The following is a 19382-nucleotide window of genomic DNA, read 5'->3' as shown; positions in this document are numbered from 1 at the left end:
ATGAGGCTGCCGTTTTTGTTTGGGTCTGGTTTCCCCGTCCCGTCGCCTTATAATGCCCGCCTTTGTAGATCAGCAGGCTGTCCCGACTTGGCAAACATAGATAACCCGGCCGCCGAAATGGCACCCGAAGGCTTTTTCCGCGTCGCGCTGGGCGTTGAATACAAGGGCTCGCGCTACAGCGGCTGGCAGCGCCAGTCCACCGGTGTGCTCACCGTGCAGGAAACCCTGGAAAAAGCCCTGTCGAAGGTCGCCGACTCGCCGATCTCGCTGCAATGTGCCGGGCGCACCGACGCCGGTGTGCATGCCTGCGGGCAAGTGGTGCATTTCGATACCCAGGTCGACCGTTCGCTGAAAGCCTGGGTCATGGGCGCCAACATCAATCTGCCCCACGACATCAGCGTCAGTTGGGCGAAGGTCATGCCGGCGCATTTCCATGCGCGATTCAAGGCGATTGCCCGGCGCTATCGCTACGTGATCTACAACGATCAGATCCGCCCGGCGCATCTCAACGAAGAAATCACCTGGAATCACCGTCCGCTGGACGTCGAGCGCATGGCCGAAGCCGCGCAGTACCTGATCGGTACCCATGATTTCAGCGCGTTCCGTGCCGGCCAGTGCCAGGCCAAGTCGCCGATCAAAAAGATGCATCATCTGCGCGTGACCCGTCACGGCAAAATGATCGTTCTGGACATCCGCGCCAATGCGTTCCTGCACCACATGGTGCGCAACATTGCCGGGGTGCTGATGACTATTGGCGCCGGCGAGCGGCCCGTGGAGTGGATGAAAGAAGTGCTGGAGAGCCGCGAGCGGCGTTCCGGCGGGGTCACGGCGCATCCGTTCGGCCTGTATCTGGTACAGGTCGAGTACCACGACGAGTTCCCGTTGCCCGAGCGTTTCATCGGGCCACATTTCCTTACGGGTTTCTCGGAACTTGACGGCTGACGCCCTCGAACGCATTTGTTACCATCCGGGACTTTCTCGGATTTGCCTTGGGGTTTTTATCGACATGTCAGCCGTTCGCAGCAAGATTTGCGGGATTACCCGCATGGAAGATGCGTTGGCAGCCGTCGAGGCCGGGGCCGATGCCATCGGTTTTGTGTTCTACGCTAAAAGTCCCCGGGCCGTGACCGTGCAGCAGGCGCGGGCGATCATCGCCGCCTTGCCGCCGTTCGTGACCACGGTCGGGTTGTTCGTCAATGCCAGCCGCTGCGAACTCGGGGAAATCCTCGATGCCGTGCCGCTGGATCTGCTGCAGTTCCACGGCGACGAAACCGCCGCCGAGTGTGAAGGCTGGCACCGGCCGTACATCAAGGCTTTGCGGGTCAAGGCGGGCGATGACATTGCCGCTGCCTGCGATGCCTACCCGAGCGCCAGCGGCGTGCTGCTCGACACTTATGTCGAAGGCGTGCCCGGCGGAACCGGCGAGGCGTTCGACTGGTCACTGATTCCGCAGGGTTTGAGCAAGCCTTTGATTCTGGCCGGCGGCCTGACGCCGGAAAACGTCGCCGATGCGATCGCCCGGGTGCGGCCGTATGCCGTGGATGTCAGCGGCGGGGTAGAGGCGAGCAAGGGCATCAAGGATCACGCAAGGATTCGTGCATTCATCAACGCCGTACGCTGATGTGACGGCTGGCAGACTGCCGCCGTCCACAGCTCTGTAGAAAAGAGGCTGAGGGTCTTTTCGGGGTGTACGCAGGTCAGTTCCGCTGACCCGGCAGTCCGGACGATCATCGCCACACATGAATTTAGCTGAAGGGCATACGCGGGGCCGCGAACCAGAGCGTTCGGGCCGCCGGTACTGGAGAAAGAAAGCATGAGCAACTGGTTGGTAGACAAGCTGATCCCTTCGATCATGCGTTCCGAGGTCAAGAAGAGCTCGGTCCCTGAAGGTCTGTGGCACAAATGCCCGTCCTGCGAGGCTGTGCTGTATCGTCCGGAGCTGGAAAAGACCCTGGACGTTTGCCCTAAGTGCAACCACCACATGCGCATCGGCGCACGTGCGCGCATCGACATCTTCCTGGACGCCGAAGGCCGTGCTGAACTGGGCGCCGATCTGGAGCCGGTTGACCGTCTGAAATTCCGCGACGGCAAGAAGTACAAGGACCGTCTGGTCGCCGCCCAGAAGCAGACCGGCGAGAAAGACGCACTGGTTTCCATGAGCGGCACTCTGCTGGGCATGCCGGTTGTGGTTTCGGCGTTCGAATTCAGCTTCATGGGCGGTTCCATGGGCGCCATCGTCGGTGAGCGCTTCGTACGCGCCGCCAACTACGCGCTGGAAAACCGTTGCCCGATGGTCTGCTTCTCCGCCTCCGGTGGCGCGCGGATGCAGGAAGCCCTGATCTCGCTGATGCAGATGGCCAAGACCTCGGCCGTGCTGGCGCGTCTGCGTGAAGAAGGCATTCCGTTCATCTCCGTGCTGACCGACCCGGTCTACGGCGGCGTTTCCGCCAGTCTGGCGATGCTGGGCGACGTGATCGTCGGCGAGCCTAAAGCCCTGATCGGCTTCGCCGGTCCACGCGTGATCGAGCAGACCGTGCGCGAAAAACTGCCGGAAGGCTTCCAGCGCAGCGAGTTCCTGCTGGAGCACGGCGCCATCGACCTGATCATCGACCGTCGCGAATTGCGTCCGCGTCTGGGCAACCTGCTGGCGCAACTGACCGGCAAGCCGACGCCTAAATTCGTTGCTGCGCCGATCGAGCCGATCGTCGTTCCGCCGGTGCCTGCCAACGTATGACCGAGCGCACCCTTGGCGAGTGGCTCGCCTACCTTGAACAGTTGCATCCATCGGCCATCGACATGGGGCTGGAGCGTTCGCAACAGGTAGCGTCCCGCATGGGACTGGGCCAGCCGGCGCCACGGGTGATTACGGTCACCGGCACCAACGGCAAGGGTTCGACCTGCGCTTTCGTGGCTTCATTGCTGCGGGCGCAGGGCCTGAACGTCGGTGTCTACAATTCTCCGCACCTGCTGCGTTACAACGAGCGGGTGCAGCTCAATGGCGTCGAAGCCACTGACGCGCAGCTGTGCGAAGCCTTCGCGGCGGTCGAAGCGGGGCGCGGCGAGACTTCCCTGACTTACTTCGAAATGGGCACTCTGGCGGCGTTCTGGCTGTTTCAACAGGCCGGGCTCGACGCGGTGGTGCTGGAAGTCGGGCTGGGCGGGCGTCTGGATACGGTCAACGTGGTCGATGCCGATATCGCGCTGGTCACCAGCATCGGTGTCGACCATGCCGATTACCTGGGCAATACCCGCGAATCCGTGGCCTTCGAGAAGGCCGGGATTTTCCGTCAGGGCAAGCCTGCGCTGTGCGGCGATCTGAATCCTCCACAACCCCTGCTGGACAAGGCGCGTGAGCTTGCTTGCCCGTTCTTCCTGCGCGGGCGCGATTTCGATCTGGGTATCACGGATCAATTCTGGCAGTGGCGCGGTACCGATGCTGACGGTCAGGTCGTCGAGCTGCGCGATTTACCGCTGCTCGATCTGCCGATGGAGAACGCCGCGCTGGCGTTGCAGGCTTATCTGCTGCTCGGCTTGCCATGGGATGCCAAACAGATTGTTGCGGCATTGCAGGCGACTCGCGTGGTCGGTCGCCTGGATCGTCGTTCGTTCGAATGGAACGGCAAGCGCTTGAACCTGCTGCTGGACGTTGGCCATAACCCGCATGCGGCGGAGTACCTGGCGCGGCGTCTGGCTGCTCGTCCACCGGTCGGCAAGCGTCTGGCGGTGTTCGGCCTGTTGGCGGACAAGGATCTGGACGGTGTCATCGGTGAACTGAATGCCAGCGTCCAGCATTGGGCGGTGGCGCCGCTGGATTCGCCGCGTGCGCGGCCGGTGGCTGAATTGAATGTTGCACTGCAGAACCTTGGCGCATCGGTCACGTCTTATGACAGTGTGGCGGCTGCGCTGGAAGGGCAGTGTGCAGTGGCCACCAGCGACGACGAGATCTTGCTGTTCGGATCATTTTATTGTGTCGCCGAGGCCCTCGAATGGCTGTCTCGGCGCTCCACGGAGGAAGCGGCAAATGGCTTTGCTGGATAAAGCGTACAAACAGCGCATGGTCGGTGCCCTGGTGCTGGTGGCGCTGGCGGTGATTTTCCTGCCGATGCTGTTTTCCCGTCAGGATGAGCAGCGTCAGGTGACCGTCGATGCGCCGGCCGCACCGCAAGCGCCTGCCGTGGCGCAGATCCAGATGGAAACCGTGGCCGTGCCCGAGCCGCAGGTTCTGCCGCAAGAGCCAGTGCCGAGCGATGACGAGGTCGCCGAGCAAGCGGCGCCAGCGGCGCCGATTGCTTCCGCCGCGCCAGCTCCGGCTCCGGCTCCGGCGCCGGTAGCCAAACCGGTTGCACCGGCTCCCGCTCCCGCTCCTGTGGTCAAGCCAACCACAGCCCCGGCCCAGCCGATCGCTGCGCTGTCTGCCAAACCGGATACCACTCAAAGCCGCGTCGATGCCAATGGCCTGTCGGTGAGCTGGTCGGTGCAACTGGCCAGTCTGTCGAGCCGCGCCAGCGCCGAAAGCCTGCAGAAAACCCTGCGCAGCCAGGGCTATAACGCTTACATCCGTTCCGCCGATGGCAAGAACCGGGTGTTCGTCGGCCCGCTGATCGAGCGTGCCGAAGCCGATCGTCTGCGCGATCTGTTGAGCCGCCAGCAGAACCTCAAGGGGTTTGTGGTGCGCTTCCAGCCCGAACGCGGCTGATATCTATCACTTCGATAGAAATGCACTGAAAATCGCAGCTTACCGACAGCCATGCGCTCTGCTAAAATGCGCCGCCTTATCCGTCTGTAGGCTGCACTGTGCCATTTACCTGGGTTGACTGGGCGATCGTTGCAATCATCGCCATCTCCGCTTTGATCAGTTTGAGCCGCGGCTTCGTCAAAGAAGCATTGTCGCTGGTGACCTGGATCATCGCAGGAGCCGTTGCCTGGATGTTTGGTGGCTCACTGTCCGAGTACCTCGCCGGATACATTCAAACACCGTCGGCTCGTGTGATCACGGGCTGTGCCATCATGTTTGTCGCCACACTGATCGTGGGCGCAATGATCAATTATCTTATCGGCGAGTTGGTTCGCGTCACCGGGTTGTCCGGGACCGATCGATTCCTCGGCATGGCCTTCGGCGCTGCGCGTGGCGTGTTGCTGGTGGTCGTGGCGGTCGGGCTGTTGAGCCTGGGGCCGGTACAGCAGGACGGGTGGTGGAAAGAGTCACAGCTCGTGCCAAAGTTTCTATTGGTCGCCGACTGGTCCAAGAACCTGATTCTCGGGTGGAGCAGTCAGTGGCTTGCCAGCGGAATCAGCGTACCCGCTGATATTCCGTTCAAGGAGCAACTCTTGCCGTCGGCCAAAACGCCTCAGTGAGTGTTGTTCAGTTCAGATCCATTAAGTAGGGGTTGCGTCGCATGTGTGGCATCGTCGGTATCGTCGGTAAGTCGAACGTCAATCAGGCGCTGTATGACGCGCTAACCGTGCTCCAGCACCGCGGCCAGGACGCTGCCGGTATCGTGACCAGCCATGATGGCCGGTTGTTCTTGCGCAAGGACAATGGCCTGGTGCGTGACGTGTTCCAGCAGCGTCACATGCAGCGTCTGGTCGGCCACATGGGTATCGGTCACGTCCGTTACCCGACTGCCGGCAGCTCGACGTCGGCCGAGGCTCAGCCGTTCTACGTCAACTCGCCGTACGGCATCACCCTGGCGCACAACGGCAACCTGACCAACGTTGAGCAGTTGGCCAAAGAGATCTACGAATCCGATCTGCGTCACGTCAACACCAGTTCCGACTCGGAAGTGCTGCTGAACGTGTTTGCTCACGAGCTGGCCCAGCGCGGCAAGCTGCAACCGACTGAAGAAGACGTGTTTGCCGCCGTGACCGACGTGCACAACCGTTGTGTCGGCGGCTACGCTGTCGTGGCGATGGTGACCGGTTACGGTATCGTCGGCTTCCGTGACCCGCACGGCATCCGTCCGATCGTGTTCGGCCAGCGTCACACCGACGAAGGCGTCGAGTACATGATCGCGTCCGAAAGTGTTTCGCTGGACGTGCTCGGCTTCACCCTGATTCGCGACCTGGCGCCGGGCGAAGCGGTCTACATCACAGAAGACGGCAAGCTGCACACCCGTCAGTGCGCGACCAACCCGTCCCTGACTCCGTGCATCTTCGAACACGTCTACCTGGCGCGTCCGGATTCGATCATCGACGGTGTTTCGGTCTACAAGGCCCGTCTGCGCATGGGTGAAAAGCTGGCCGAGAAGATCCTGCGCGAGCGTCCAGAGCACGACATCGACGTGGTCATCCCGATTCCGGACACCAGCCGCACTGCGGCACTGGAGCTGGCCAACCACCTGGGTGTGAAATTCCGCGAAGGCTTCGTCAAGAACCGTTACATCGGCCGTACCTTCATCATGCCCGGCCAGGCCGCGCGCAAGAAATCGGTACGTCAGAAGCTCAACGCCATCGAGCTGGAATTTCGCGGCAAGAACGTGATGCTGGTGGACGACTCGATCGTTCGCGGCACCACCTGCAAGCAGATCATCCAGATGGCCCGCGAAGCCGGCGCGAAAAACGTCTACTTCTGCTCGGCCGCTCCGGCTGTACGCTTCCCGAACGTGTACGGCATCGACATGCCGAGCGCTCACGAGCTGATCGCCCACAACCGTTCGACTCAGGATGTCGCTGATCTGATCGGCGCCGACTGGCTGATCTATCAGGACCTGCCTGACTTGATCGAAGCGGTCGGCGGCGGCAAGATCAAGATCGAAAACTTCGATTGCGCAGTGTTTGACGGCAAGTACGTCACCGGCGACGTCGACGAGGCTTACCTGAACAAGATCGAACAGGCACGCAACGATGCCTCGAAGGTCAAGACCCAGGCGGTCAGTGCGATCATCGATCTGTACAACAACTGAGTTTCAACCGGCCCTTAGGGGCCGGTTTTGTATCTGGCAAAAGACTTTTATTTATCGAGAACAGGGCAAGGAGTGACAGCATGAGTCAGGAATGGGATGCCGGTCGGCTGGACAGCGACCTCGAAGGCGTAGCGTTCGATACCCTGGCCGTACGTGCCGGTCAGCACCGTACGCCGGAAGGCGAGCACGGTGATCCGATGTTCTTCACTTCCAGCTACGTGTTCCGTACCGCCGCCGATGCGGCCGCACGGTTTGCCGGGGAAGTGCCGGGCAACGTTTACTCGCGTTACACCAACCCGACCGTTCGCGCGTTCGAAGAGCGTATTGCCGCGCTGGAAAGCGCCGAGCAAGCGGTTGCTACCGCCACGGGCATGGCTGCGATCATGGCGGTGGTGATGAGCCTGTGCAGCGCCGGCGACCATGTGCTGGTGTCGCGCAGCGTGTTCGGTTCGACCATCAGCCTGTTCGAAAAGTACTTCAAGCGCTTCGGCGTGGAAGTTGATTACGTGCCGCTGGCCGATCTGTCGGCCTGGGACGCAGCGATCAAGTCCAACACCAAATTGCTGTTCGTCGAGTCGCCGTCCAATCCGTTGGCTGAGCTGGTGGATATCACCGCGCTGTCGGAAATCGCGCACGCCAAGGGTGCGATGCTGGTGGTCGACAACTGCTTCTGCACGCCTGCCTTGCAGCAGCCGCTGAAGTTGGGCGCAGACATCGTTGTGCACTCGGCCACCAAGTTCATCGATGGCCAGGGCCGTTGCATGGGCGGCGTGGTTGCCGGTCGCAGCGAGCAGATGAAAGAAATCGTCGGTTTCCTGCGTACCGCTGGGCCGACCCTGAGCCCGTTCAATGCCTGGATCTTCCTCAAAGGTCTGGAAACCCTGAACCTGCGGATGAAGGCGCACTGCGCCAACGCCCAGCAATTGGCCGAATGGCTGGAGCAGCAGGAAGGTATCGAGAAGGTGCATTACGCCGGACTCAAGAGCCATCCGCAGCACGAGCTGGCCCAGCGTCAGCAGAAGGGTTTTGGTGCGGTGGTGAGCTTTGAGGTCAAGGGCGGCAAAGAGGGCGCCTGGCGCTTCATCGATGCGACCCGTTTGATTTCGATCACGGCCAACCTGGGTGACAGCAAAACCACCATCACCCACCCGAGCACCACGTCCCACGGCCGTCTGGCGCCGCAGGAGCGTGAGGCAGCCGGCATTCGTGACAGCCTGATCCGTATCGCGGTCGGTCTGGAAGATGTCGCTGACCTGCAAGCCGACCTGTCGCGCGGTCTGGCGGCGTTGTGATCGAGTTGTCTACGCCAAAGATCGGCACCCATGGCCGCGTTGCATTGGTCACGGGTGCCGCGCGCGGTATCGGTCTGGGCATCGCCGCGTGGCTGATCAGCGAAGGCTGGCAGGTGGTGTTGACGGACCTGGATCGTACACGGGGTTCGAAAGTGGCGAAGGTGTTGGGTGAGAACGCCTGGTTCATCGCCATGGACGTCGCGGACGAAAGCCAGGTGGCGTTGGGTGTCGCTGAGGTGCTGGGGCAGTTTGGTCGTCTGGATGCGTTGGTGTGCAATGCTGCCGTGGCGGACCCCCACAACATCACGCTGGAAAGTCTCGATCTGGCTTACTGGAATCGGGTGTTGGCGGTGAACCTCGGTGGGCCGATGTTGCTGGCAAAGCACTGTGCGCCATATCTGCGTGCGCACAACGGGGCGATCGTCAATCTGGCCTCGACCCGAGCGGCGCAGTCGGAGCCTGATACGGAGGCCTATGCGGCGAGCAAGGGCGGTTTGCTGGCGCTGACTCACGCACTGGCGATCAGTCTCGGGCCGGAGATTCGCGTCAACGCGGTCAGTCCTGGATGGATCGATGCGCGGGACCCTTCCGCCCGACGCGCGGAGCCGTTGACCGATACCGATCATGCCCAGCATCCGGCGGGCAGGGTAGGGACGGTCGAGGATGTGGCGGCGATGGTGGCGTGGTTGCTGTCGAAGAATGCAGGGTTTGTGACGGGGCAGGAATTCGTGGTCGATGGCGGCATGACCAAGAAGATGATTTATAAGGAATGAAGCAATTTCGTCTTTTTTAGAAAAACTTCAATCCTGCTATTGACTTAGGTTCGCTACCTGCGTAAATTTCGCGGCCTCGGAGATGCAAACGGGTGATTAGCTCAGCTGGGAGAGCGTCTGCCTTACAAGCAGAATGTCGGCGGTTCGATCCCGTCATCACCCACCACTCCCGAGATACTTGCGTAAGCAAGCGCGTAGGCTGAAAGTGCCTGCACCGACGCGCAGCGGTAGTTCAGTCGGTTAGAATACCGGCCTGTCACGCCGGGGGTCGCGGGTTCGAGTCCCGTCCGCTGCGCCATATTTAACGAGTCAGACACTGTCTGGTTCGCGATTGAAAAGCACCGAAGCTTTCAGTCAAACGAGTTACTTGAGCGTCAGCTCAAAGCGATACGCAGCGGTAGTTCAGTCGGTTAGAATACCGGCCTGTCACGCCGGGGGTCGCGGGTTCGAGTCCCGTCCGCTGCGCCATATCTGTTTCAAGGACCACTGAACGCCTTGAAACACCGAAAGCAACCTCGGGTTGATTCGGCATCGATAGCAAAGACCCTGGTCGAAAGACCGGGGTTTTTTGTGTCTGAAATTTGACCTTTCCCCAATTCCTCCTTTGTAGCCGGCGACGAACGCAAGCCGTGGCTCGTTCGATGCTGTCGCGCAATCTGCGCCTGCGTCCATGGGTCGCTGCGATGCGATGCCGCATTGATTTTTGATTCTTTGGTCAAATTTTTGTAACTGGTTGTTTGCTGCGAGCGCAGAAACCTTTAAAGTTAACCTTTCGGTCAGCTTTGCACTGTCATCACGCCCTTTGTTTAGCCAAAAAGGGCTTCTGCAAGACTCGAGATTCCCAGTAGATAACCAGAAGGGCGGATCCATAACCGCCCAGAGGATGATCCATGTCCAACCGTGAAATATCCCGGCGCTCGTTCCTTCAGGGCGGGCTGGTGGCGGGTGTGAGCGTTACGTTCACACCGCTCAGCAGTCAGGCGCTGGCTGCCTTGATGGAAAACAGCGTGACCGTGCCGTCCGAGCAGTGGCTCGGCAACAACGGCAAGGCGCGCCAGCGTAACGATGCCTTGTCCAAGGTCTGCGGCAGCAAAGTGTTTGCCCGCGACATCCGTTCCAAGGACATGCCGGGCTGGCCCCAGCAGCAAGGCCACGCCATGTTGCTGAAAACCATCAAGGCCGACCGCATCTACGACGGTTACGACCTGTCGTGGCTCGGCGCCGATCTGCAGCCTGATCGTATCGTTACCGCCGCCGACCTGGACAAGGACGGCATCGTGTTCCCTGAAGAGCACGCACCGGATCCGCTGCTGCCGGAAGGCAAAGTGCCGATGTTCATCGGCCACCCGGTTGCGATCCTGATCTGGAACGACTTCGAGCGTTTCCGCCAGGCCAAGAACAAACTCAAATTCAATGACAAAGCGATTCGTTACGGTGCGCAAGTACCGTTCTACGAAGGCGATCCCTATGGCAGTTTTCGCTACGTGCGCGTCGGTGGCCCGACGTCGGCGGACGAAGACGAGTTCGCCAGCCTCAAGGACTCGATCCTGTTCCCGATGCTGAAAAACCGTCGTCCGGTGTGGAATTCCCAGCCGAACCTGCACGGCAACCTGACCGAGCGCGGCCTGTTCTACGCCGATCGCATGAAAAAAGAGATCGACACCCCGCCGGACAACTGGCTGGTGTTCGACGAACGCTACAAAACCCCGTCGATCGAACCGGCCGCGATGGAGCCGGACAACGGCAACGGCTGGTACGACTCGGCGACCAAGACCCTGCATTTCGTCGTCGCTACCCAATGTCCGCTGGAAACCGCCACCGAGACCGCGAAGATGATCGGGCCGTCGCGTTTCGGCCTGGCGAACCTGAACATGCACCCGGGCTACACCGTCGGTTACGGCTCCAAAGACCACAATATTTTCGTCTACTACGCGGCCCTGGCGGCGTTGTACGGCGCAGGTGTGCCGATTCGCCTGGCCAACGACCGCTACGAGCAGTTCCAGAGCGGCATCAAGCGTCACCCGTTCGACATCCGCTACCAATTGGCAGTGGACAAGACCGATCACAGCTTCAAGATTTTCCGTGCCGAGATGAGTGTCGACGGTGGTGGCCGGATCAACTACAGCCCGTCGGTGGCCGCCGTTGGCGCTACTGCGGCACAGTCGATCTACTACATGCCGCAGAACGACCTGCAGGTCACCGCTTACCATTCCCGCGCCGTTGAAGCGGGTTCGATGCGCGGCTACGGCACGCTGCAGAGCATGGCCTCCACCGAAATGATGGTCGACGAAATCGCCGATCGCCTTGGTGTCGATGCCATTGATCTGCGCCGCAAGAACGCGCTGCGCTCGGGAATGAAAAACACTCAGGGCGCGATCCCGGCCGGTGCGTTGCGCCTGCACGAGATTCTCGACAAGGCTTCGCTGCACGAAGTCTGGAAAAACCGCGACGCGATCAAAAAGCAGCGCGAAGCGGCAGACCCGGACAACTGGTACGGCGTAGGTTTCGCCATTTGCCAGAAAGACTTCGGCACCGGTTCCGAAGCGCCGATGGCCAGCATCGAGTTCACCGCTGACGGGCGCATTTCCCTGCGTCACATCGGCATCGAGATCGGCACCGGCATGTCCACCTCGCAAGCGTTGGTGGTGGCTGATTTCCTCGGCAGCGCGGCTCACGATGTGAAGACCGGTGAAACCGAGTGGGATGAAATGCAGTTGGTCACCGCCGGCAACCCTTACATCATGAGTCAGGCCGAGCAGGACAACTTCCTGCGCAATCCGCGCTGGGTCGGCAAGCTGGCATCGGCTTCGTCCGCGACCAACTCCGCCTACTACTTCAGCCACGCCACCCGTGAAGCGGCGCGCGTGTTGTTCAACCACGGTCTGTGGCCGGCGGCGCTGGAGATCTGGCGTCAGGGCCCTTACGGCGGCCAGGCCAACCCTTACGTGGTGCGTCGCGAAGATGCGCATTGGGTCGACGGCAAGCTGACCGCCAACGGCATGCAGCCGCTGACCTTCGAAGAGCTGGCCAAGCGTGCTCACGAGCGCGGTCTGGTCACCGGCGCCACGGTTCACGGTTTTAACCGCTGGAGCTGGGCCGAAGCCGAATACAGCATCGACGGCGTGCGCGAGCGTCTGCCGCTCGATGGTCTGGCGGTGAAGTACGGCGACGGCGCTCCTAAGGCGAAGAAAGCGCAGATGACCAGCGCAGGTTTCCACCTGCTGGATCGGCAGAACATCGCCTACCCGGTGGTTCAGTTGAACAACGCCGCCGTGACCTACTACAGCCCAGTCGCAACGCTGGTCGAGTTGAAGGTCAACAAAGGTTCGGCAGAAGTCGAAGTGCTCAACCATCACTCGTGGCTGGAATGCGGCCGGGTGCTGGTCGAAGAACTGGTTCGTGGCCAGCTCGAAGGCGGAATCGCCATGGGCATCGGTCACGCCTTGATGGAAGAGATGCCGCTGTACGAAGGCGGGCCGGGGGAGGGTGACTGGAACTTCAACCGTTATCGCCTGCCGATGGCGCGCCACGTGGCTGTTTGGAAACAGACGTCGGAAATCCTGCCGCCGCTGTCGCCAAGCGACCCGTCCAAAGGCATCGCCGAAGTGGTGATGATCCCGGTGGTCGGTGCCATCGGTAACGCCGTGGCCCACGCCATCGGTAAACGTGTTCGCGATCTGCCAATCACTGCTGCGCGCATCAAGGAGGCCCTCAATGGCTAACCGTCCGCTTCAACTGACCCTCAACGGTCAATCCGTCGGCCCGGTGGACATCCCTGATGACCTGCCGATGATCGATTACCTGCACGAATACAAAAACCTCACCGGTTCGCGCCTGGGCTGCGGCCAGGGCATCTGCCACGCCTGTGTGGTGATCGTCGACAACCCGGACGGCACCAGCGAAGAAGTGCGCACCTGCATCACTGGCGCGCATTACTTCGAGGGCAAAAAAGTCCGCACCATCGAAGGCCACGCCAAGCGTGACGAGCAAGGCCAGGTTACCGAGCTGAACCCGATCCAGCAGCGCTTCGTCGATGAATTCGCCTTCCAGTGCAGCTACTGCGCGCCGGGCTTCGTCAACGCCGCGACCGTGCTGGTGGAAAAGCTGCAACGCCAGCCGATCGTCAAAAGCAAACTGGAACAAGTCATCGAGGACAGCCTCGGTCATCACGTCTGCCGTTGCACCGGGTACGTGCGTTACTACAACGCCACCCGCAACGTGCTGACCGATCTCGGCCTGGTCAAGGAGGGTTAAGCATGAAGCAATTACTGACCCGCCTGACCCTGGCGGTCGGGCTGGCTGCGCCTGTGTTGGCGGCGCATGCGGATGATCAGGTCAAGCGCGGCGAATACCTCGCCCGCGCGGCCGACTGCATGGCGTGCCACACGGCGCCCGGCGGCGCGCCGTTTGCCGGCGGCCTGCCGATCGTGTCGCCGTTCGGCACGATCTACGGCACCAACATCACCCCGAGCAAAGAGCACGGTATCGGTTTGTACAACGACGACGAGTTTTTCGCTGCGCTGACTGAAGGCAAGCGCCGTGACGGCGCGAACCTATATCCGGCGATGCCGTACACCTCGTATCACTTGATGCCGCGTGCGGATTCGGATGCGATTCACGCGTATCTGAAAACCATCGAGCCAATCGAGCGTGCAGCGCCGGTGACGAGTCTGAGCTTTCCGTTCAACGTGCGTCCGGGCTTGATCGGCTGGAACATGATGTACGGCAAAGCCTTGAAGCTCGAATCTGCCGAAGGCAAAAGCGACGCCTGGAAACGCGGCCAGTACATGGTCGAAGTGCTCGGCCATTGCGGCGAATGCCATACGCCACGCGGCCTGCCGGGCGCGATGCAACTGGACAAGCGCCTGACCGGCGGCATCCTCAACGGCTATCTGGCACCGAGCCTGCTGGCCACTGATCTGGCGGCCCGCGGCTGGAACCATCAGGACCTGAGCACGTTCCTCAAGCACGGCATGAGCGCCCAGGGCACGATGTTCAACGAGATGTTCCCGGTGTTCCACAACAGCACTCAGGGCCTGAATGATCCGGATCTGGCGGCGATGGCGACGTTCCTGCTGGGCGACAAGCCTCCGGCGGCGAAAGAGCTGACCGACGTGCCGTTGGAAAAACTCAGTGCCAGCGCTCAACGCGGTCGTCAGGAATACTTGAACGTCTGCGCCGGCTGTCACGCGGCCGGTGGCGAGGGTAAGCCGCACATCGCGGTGGCCATGCGCGGCAACACCACGCTGCGTCTGGAAGACCCGCGCAACCTGTTGCGAGTGATCGAGGATGGTATCGGCGAGCAAAAATTCGCCGGATTCGAACACATGCAGCCGATGCCGGGTTTCGCCGACAAGCTGAGTGCTGAGCAACTGACCGATCTGCTGAACTACCTGCGTCAGGGTTGGGGTGGTCAGTCGGCCGAGCTGGCGGTCAGCGATGTGCAGAAGCTTCAGGCTGACGCCCCGTCCATCGAGCACAAGGCGCACTGATCATGCAGCATCTCGATCTGCAGGTTGTGCGTCAGGCGCTGGAGTGGTCGACGGCGGGGCAGCGCATCTGGCTCTGCACCGTGCTGACCACCTACGGTTCGGCGCCGCGCGCGCCGGGTTCACTGCTGGCGGTGAACGATGGCGGGCAGTGGATCGGGTCGCTGTCCGGTGGTTGCGTCGAGGAAGACTTTCTCGAGCGCGTCGCCGAAGGTGCGTTTCTCGATGCGATCAATGTCGTCCGTTATGGCGAAGGTGACGATCCACGTTCGCGGGTCAGCCTGCCGTGCGGCGGCATTCTCGATGTGCTGGTAGAGAAATTTGACGCGAGCTGCGATGTGCAGGCGCACCTGCGTGAACTCGAATCGGCGTTGCTGGGGCAGCGCCGGTTGATTCGCGAGGTCGATCTGGCCACAGGCGCGCGTAGCCTGTTTGCCGATCGCGAACAAGGTGCGCGGATCGAGCGTGAAATCGACCGGGTGCGGATCCGCATCGGCGCCGCTCAGCGTTTGTTGCTGGCGGGGTATTCCAGCGTGGCGCAGGCGTGTGCGGAGTTCGCGGTGGGTCTTGGCTTCGAAGTGATTCTCTGCGACCCGCGTGATGAGGTGCTGGAAGGCGTGGTGCTCAATGGCGTGGAGATCCGCCGGCAATTGCCATCGGTGTTTATCGCCGATGGTGGTTGTCACCGTGATACGGCGGTGGTGGCGTTGACCCACGATCCGCGTATCGACGATCTGGCGATGATGGAAGCGGTGCGTACCGAAGCGTTCTACATTGGCGTAATGGGTTCGCAGCAGACGTCGCAGAAGCGCTTCGAGCGATTGCGCCGGATTGGCGGTCTGGGGGAGAGCGAGCTGGCGCGGATTCATGCGCCGATCGGTCTTAACCTGGGCAGCAAGACGCCGTCGGAAATCGCTTTGGCGGTGCTCGCGGATATCCTGCGGATTCGCAGCGGGATTGCGCGGGATCAGTTGTGATTTGAGCTGAATGTAAAAAGGGCCGCTATTCAGCGGCCCTTTTTTTGGCTCGTCAGAAACCGAGCTTGTCGCGCAGTCCGTAGTACCACGCGCCCAGCGCGGCAAACGGTGTGCGCAGCAGTTGCCCGCCGGGGAACGGGTAGTGCGGCAAGTCGGCAAACGCATCGAAGCGCTCGGCTTGCCCGCGCAGCGCCTCGGACAATACCTTGCCGGCCAGATGCGTGTAGGTCACGCCGTGGCCGCTGCAGCCCTGGGAGTAATAGATGTTATCGCCCAGGCGCCCAACCTGAGGCAGACGCGACAGGGTCAGCAGGAAGTTTCCGGTCCAGGCGTAGTCGATCTTCACGTCCTTGAGTTGCGGGAAGGCCTTGAGCATTTTCGGGCGGATGATCGCCTCGATGTTTGCCGGATCCCGCGCGCCATACACCACACCGCCGCCGAAGATCAGACGTTTGTCGCCGGTGAGGCGGTAGTAGTCGAGCAGGTAGTTGCAGTCTTCGACGCAGTAGTCCTGCGGCAGAAGGGATTTCGCCAGCTCATCGCCCAATGGCTCGGTGGTGATGACCTGAGTGCCGCACGGCATCGATTTGGCCGCCAGTTCCGGCACCAGATTGCCGAGGTAGGCGTTGCCGGCAACGATGATGAATTTGGATCTGACCTTGCCCTGCGGCGTGTGCACAACCGGATTGGCGCCGCGTTCGATGCGCACGGCCGGCGACTGTTCATAGATGGTGCCACCCAGGGATTCCACGGCAGCAGCTTCGCCCAATGCCAGGTTAAGCGGGTGGATATGGCCACCGCTCATGTCGAGCATGCCGCCGACGTATTGATCGCAGGCGACCACTTCACGGATGCGGCGCTGATCGAGCAGTTCCAGTCGGGTATGGCCGAAGCGTTCCCACAGGCGCTTCTGCGATTCGAGGTGGCCCATTTGCTTGGCGGTGAGGGCGGCGAATACGCCACCGTCTTTCAGGTCGCACTGGATGTTGTACTTGCTGACGCGTTCACGAATGATCCGGCCGCCCTCGAACGCCATCTGCCCGAGCAGTTGTGCCTGTTTCGGGCCGACGCTGCGTTCGATCACATCGATGTCACGGCTGTAGCTGTTGACGATTTGTCCGCCATTGCGCCCCGAAGCGCCGAAGCCGACCCTGGCGGCTTCCAGCACGGTCACGCGAAACCCGTTCTCCAGCAGGAACAGGGCCGAGGAAAGTCCCGTATAACCAGCGCCGATCACACAGACATCCGTCTCCACGTCATCCTGCAGGGCAGGGCGTGGTGGCACGGCGTTGGCCGACGCAGCGTAATAAGACTCTGGGTAAGGGGTGTTTGCCATCCTGCAGCCTCTGTTTAATATATTTTACGACTGCAGCGATCCTACCCCAGTTGAAAAACCTCCGCCAGCCACCGGGAAATCTTCTTGCGGCGGGTCGAAATTAAATATTTTGCATATTCATAGGGTTAGGTGAAAAAAAGGTGTTGACACCCCTTCGGAATTCCGTAGAATGCCGCCTCACAGCAGGCACGTAGCTCAGTTGGTTAGAGCACCACCTTGACATGGTGGGGGTCGTTGGTTCGAGTCCAATCGCGCCTACCAAACAAAATCCGCTCTGCTGGGCGGTCTAGAAGGGCTCACCGAAAGGTGGGCCCTTTTTTGTTGTCTTGAATTCTTGCAGAACGTTCACAAAATATCGGGTTCGTTCACACTGGGCAATGTGAACGCCGGTATGGGAGCTTTCGGGCTAGGTGTGCTCGCGTATCTTGGGTGGGCAGGATGGCTCGTGATCAGAGCAGGATCGCGGGAATGCTTTTGCGCTGTTATGATCATTTCTCACGTCTAATGCTCCCTAATGGAATAGAGAAATGGCAGTGGCACCTCGCAGTCAGATTATTTTAACCTTTGATGGTACCCTCGCTCCGCAAAACAGTGTGTCGTTGCGTACATTGTCTTATACAATTCCGCATTTCCAGCGTGCCATTGATAAGACTGTATACTTCAGCCAGCTCGGTGAAATACGTAAGTTTACTTCTTTACCAGCAGATCTTCATGGGTTGGCTGATCTATATATTGATCATTTAGAGGCTGGTTCACTCAGAATCCCTTTTATTAGTGATCTGCTTGCTGGTGTTCCGAAGTTGTACGCTGATTTTATGTCCCAGCCGTATGAGCAGTCTACGTTCGAAACGATCATACCTAGTAATGCATTGGCCGCCGATCTTGAAAATAGAAAACTGAATGTGCAGCTTGATAATGTTGAGACTGTTACTCAAGAAGAGCTAATTGCTGCCGAGGGCGACCGAAAAGTGGCTTATGCACAAGCTGCAGTCTTGAAAGATATGAGTCAAGCTCTTTCCGTTGCTCGCACGACTCCCGGGGCAATCATAAGTGTGGGCGTAAACGCTGATGACGGATTTCATGATTTTGAGTTTGATCAGCAGCGAGCTTCGCGATTTGGACGTATTGTTGGCACGCAGCGACTGGCAGAGCCAGCAATGTATGTAGGTCGTATTACCGGGTTAGAGAGGCAGCGAGCTAGTGGGCGTTTTCAGTTTGCGGCAAAATTCTTAAGTCGGACTACTGGGCAGGAAAGCAAGCTGCTCGTAGATGATTATGATGACGCTCTTCGTATTCATCCACATAATTTGAGTAATCGAGATATTGTTATATGGGCGTCTCCAGTTTCCTTGCTAGGCTCCTTCGATCCTGTTCGTGGTGATATTGTTTTTGTCGACTTTGCAGATCCGTCATGATTATCGAGAAGTTATTCGATTCAGTATACGAGCAAGCTTCACGCTATTTTACGAAATGGCGCGGAGGCTCCTTTGCGCTAGCGTGGGCTGTGGTTTCTGGTGCGGTGCTTAAGTTTTTTGAATTGGATTTCTGGAGTGGCGGCGCGGGTGATGCTGGGGCGGGGTTTATCGCTTCACTTTCGGGGTTGCCCTTTTATCAGTTTTTCTTCTTCGTCTTATTAGCGTTTTACATTGCGCCTCTCATAGCCAATAAGACAGCACTCTTTGTAGTAGGGAGGGAAATAAAACGAACTGAACGTCTAATGGTTAAGATTGATGCCAAGGTTGATGGCGTATCGGAACGTGAATTGGTGTCTTGTTTGGATCTTGCTAGAAAAAATGCTGTAGAGGCGGAGGGGGGGCTCCAGTTCAAAAAAGCGATTAACGAGGTTTATACTTTTTTTCTTCTGGTGCTGCTTATGCTGGTTGTGGTGGGGGATATAAATTTAGGATTTCTATTGTTTTTTGGACTGCCTTGGTTTTTTTTCGTTTATTTTTTGGTGCAGGAAATGCTTTTGTTGTACTTTGACAAAATATATTTATTCAAGAAGTTGTCTGCACGCATGGCGGCGAATTTGCATAGGTCTTTGTGAGTAAGTATTCCTCTAGGCTATTTGCAACATAAACAAATTATGGAGGCATGCATCATGCCGTCAAGTATCGCATTTCAATGGTTCACCCCCGTGTTCACCATCTTCGCCGGGATAGCAATTTTCATCATCAGTCAGACCGTGCTGAAATTGATTATCGAACCAGTGCAGCAGCTCAGGGCTGCCATTGGCTTTACCGCTCACACGCTGCTTCGGCATCAAGCGAAGATTACAAATGGTATGGAAGATGCGGAGCTATCCGCAAAGATTTACGACCATGCTGCCGAACTGGTGTCGAAGGCTGAAGTTATTGTCTGTTATCGGGCTGCGGCTCTTTTGTTCCGGCTACCATCGAGGCGCAATGTGGTGGATGCAGCGAGAGAGCTGAACGGAATAGGCCACGAGACGATGGATAAGCGACCCGGCGTCAATTTCGCGCCCAATCCTCCCAGTGCTTTAGCGGTTCGCAAGAACCATGAGGCACTGAAAAAGATAGCTGAGTTGCTTCGAGTCAAGACGGCGTATCACTAGCTTCCCCTGAGATTTTCTAACCCGGCCATTTTTCGCCG

The 19382-nt window shown here is 59.5% G+C and carries 17 protein-coding genes and 4 tRNA genes; 20 read left to right on the top strand and 1 reads right to left on the bottom strand.

Annotated elements, in window-relative coordinates; genetic code table 11:
• Positions 1–117 precede the first annotated feature (117 nt).
• The 16 genes from truA to CAF74_RS22600 all read left to right on the top strand — a co-directional run bounded on the left by truA (position 118) and on the right by CAF74_RS22600 (position 15433).
• Entirely contained in the window at positions 118–942 is an 825-nt protein-coding gene (truA, locus tag CAF74_RS22675) for a tRNA pseudouridine(38-40) synthase TruA (protein WP_085607862.1), read from the top strand.
• A gap of 64 nt (positions 943–1006) precedes the next feature.
• A complete protein-coding gene (locus CAF74_RS22670; protein ID WP_085747830.1) occupies positions 1007–1621 on the top strand; it encodes a phosphoribosylanthranilate isomerase in 615 nt (204 codons plus the stop codon).
• A 192-nt stretch (positions 1622–1813) separates the two neighbouring features.
• On the top strand, positions 1814–2734 hold the full coding sequence (gene accD / locus CAF74_RS22665; protein ID WP_064378840.1) for an acetyl-CoA carboxylase, carboxyltransferase subunit beta: 921 nt from the start codon (positions 1814–1816) through the stop codon (positions 2732–2734).
• Positions 2731–4038, top strand: coding sequence for a bifunctional tetrahydrofolate synthase/dihydrofolate synthase (gene folC, locus CAF74_RS22660; protein WP_085747829.1), 1308 nt, complete (start codon positions 2731–2733; stop codon positions 4036–4038). Before accD ends, folC begins: the two co-directional genes overlap by 4 nt.
• Positions 4022–4696, top strand: coding sequence for an SPOR domain-containing protein (locus tag CAF74_RS22655; RefSeq protein ID WP_085747828.1), 675 nt, complete (start codon positions 4022–4024; stop codon positions 4694–4696). The genes folC and CAF74_RS22655 overlap by 17 nt, the downstream gene beginning before the upstream one ends.
• A gap of 98 nt (positions 4697–4794) precedes the next feature.
• Positions 4795–5355: a CvpA family protein gene (locus tag CAF74_RS22650; RefSeq protein ID WP_007956464.1), complete on the top strand. Its 561-nt coding sequence runs from the start codon at positions 4795–4797 to the stop codon at positions 5353–5355.
• A gap of 41 nt (positions 5356–5396) precedes the next feature.
• A complete protein-coding gene (purF, locus tag CAF74_RS22645; RefSeq protein WP_007956466.1) occupies positions 5397–6902 on the top strand; it encodes an amidophosphoribosyltransferase in 1506 nt (501 codons plus the stop codon).
• A gap of 80 nt (positions 6903–6982) precedes the next feature.
• Positions 6983–8194: an O-succinylhomoserine sulfhydrylase gene (locus CAF74_RS22640; RefSeq protein WP_085747827.1), complete on the top strand. Its 1212-nt coding sequence runs from the start codon at positions 6983–6985 to the stop codon at positions 8192–8194.
• Positions 8191–8967, top strand: coding sequence for an SDR family oxidoreductase (locus tag CAF74_RS22635; protein ID WP_085747826.1), 777 nt, complete (start codon positions 8191–8193; stop codon positions 8965–8967). The genes CAF74_RS22640 and CAF74_RS22635 overlap by 4 nt, the downstream gene beginning before the upstream one ends.
• Before the next feature lie 90 nt (positions 8968–9057).
• A tRNA-Val gene (locus CAF74_RS22630) sits at positions 9058–9133 on the top strand.
• 55 nt (positions 9134–9188) lie between these two features.
• Positions 9189–9265 (top strand) — tRNA-Asp (locus CAF74_RS22625).
• Between the two features lie 93 nt (positions 9266–9358).
• A tRNA-Asp gene (locus CAF74_RS22620) sits at positions 9359–9435 on the top strand.
• Positions 9436–9857: 422 nt separating this feature from the next.
• Positions 9858–12689 carry a xanthine dehydrogenase family protein molybdopterin-binding subunit gene (locus CAF74_RS22615; protein ID WP_085747825.1) on the top strand — a complete coding sequence of 944 codons (2832 nt, stop codon included), beginning with the start codon at positions 9858–9860 and terminating at the stop codon, positions 12687–12689.
• Entirely contained in the window at positions 12682–13221 is a 540-nt protein-coding gene (locus tag CAF74_RS22610; RefSeq protein ID WP_007956473.1) for a (2Fe-2S)-binding protein, read from the top strand. The genes CAF74_RS22615 and CAF74_RS22610 overlap by 8 nt, the downstream gene beginning before the upstream one ends.
• A 2-nt stretch (positions 13222–13223) precedes the next feature.
• The gene (locus CAF74_RS22605) at positions 13224–14459 is read left to right on the top strand and encodes a cytochrome c (protein WP_085747824.1); all 1236 of its coding nucleotides are present in this window, start codon (positions 13224–13226) and stop codon (positions 14457–14459) included.
• A gap of 2 nt (positions 14460–14461) precedes the next feature.
• Positions 14462–15433 (top strand): XdhC family protein, encoded by a 972-nt coding sequence (locus CAF74_RS22600; protein WP_085747823.1) that lies wholly within the window; start codon positions 14462–14464, stop codon positions 15431–15433.
• A gap of 52 nt (positions 15434–15485) precedes the next feature.
• Here the strand turns inward: CAF74_RS22600 and CAF74_RS22595 are convergent, their stop codons facing one another.
• Positions 15486–16769 carry an FAD-binding oxidoreductase gene (locus CAF74_RS22595; RefSeq protein WP_085747822.1) on the bottom strand — a complete coding sequence of 428 codons (1284 nt, stop codon included), beginning with the start codon at positions 16767–16769 and terminating at the stop codon, positions 15486–15488.
• 184 nt (positions 16770–16953) lie between these two features.
• Here CAF74_RS22595 and CAF74_RS22590 point away from each other — a divergent pair.
• The 4 genes from CAF74_RS22590 (at position 16954) to CAF74_RS22575 (ending at position 19344) form a co-directional block, all read left to right on the top strand.
• A tRNA-Val gene (locus tag CAF74_RS22590) sits at positions 16954–17030 on the top strand.
• A gap of 266 nt (positions 17031–17296) precedes the next feature.
• Complete coding sequence (locus tag CAF74_RS22585; RefSeq protein ID WP_085747821.1) at positions 17297–18184, top strand: hypothetical protein; 888 nt, start codon at positions 17297–17299, stop codon at positions 18182–18184.
• Complete coding sequence (locus CAF74_RS22580) at positions 18181–18816, top strand: hypothetical protein (RefSeq protein WP_085747820.1); 636 nt, start codon at positions 18181–18183, stop codon at positions 18814–18816. The genes CAF74_RS22585 and CAF74_RS22580 overlap by 4 nt, the downstream gene beginning before the upstream one ends.
• A 54-nt stretch (positions 18817–18870) precedes the next feature.
• Positions 18871–19344 carry a hypothetical protein gene (locus tag CAF74_RS22575; protein WP_085747819.1) on the top strand — a complete coding sequence of 158 codons (474 nt, stop codon included), beginning with the start codon at positions 18871–18873 and terminating at the stop codon, positions 19342–19344.
• Positions 19345–19382 lie beyond the last annotated feature (38 nt).

The sequence above is a fragment of the Pseudomonas sp. R45(2017) genome (assembly GCF_002112305.1).
In the GTDB taxonomy this organism is placed as follows: Bacteria; Pseudomonadota; Gammaproteobacteria; order Pseudomonadales; family Pseudomonadaceae; genus Aquipseudomonas; species Aquipseudomonas paraglycinae.
This window is presented reverse-complemented; position numbering and strand designations above follow the sequence as displayed.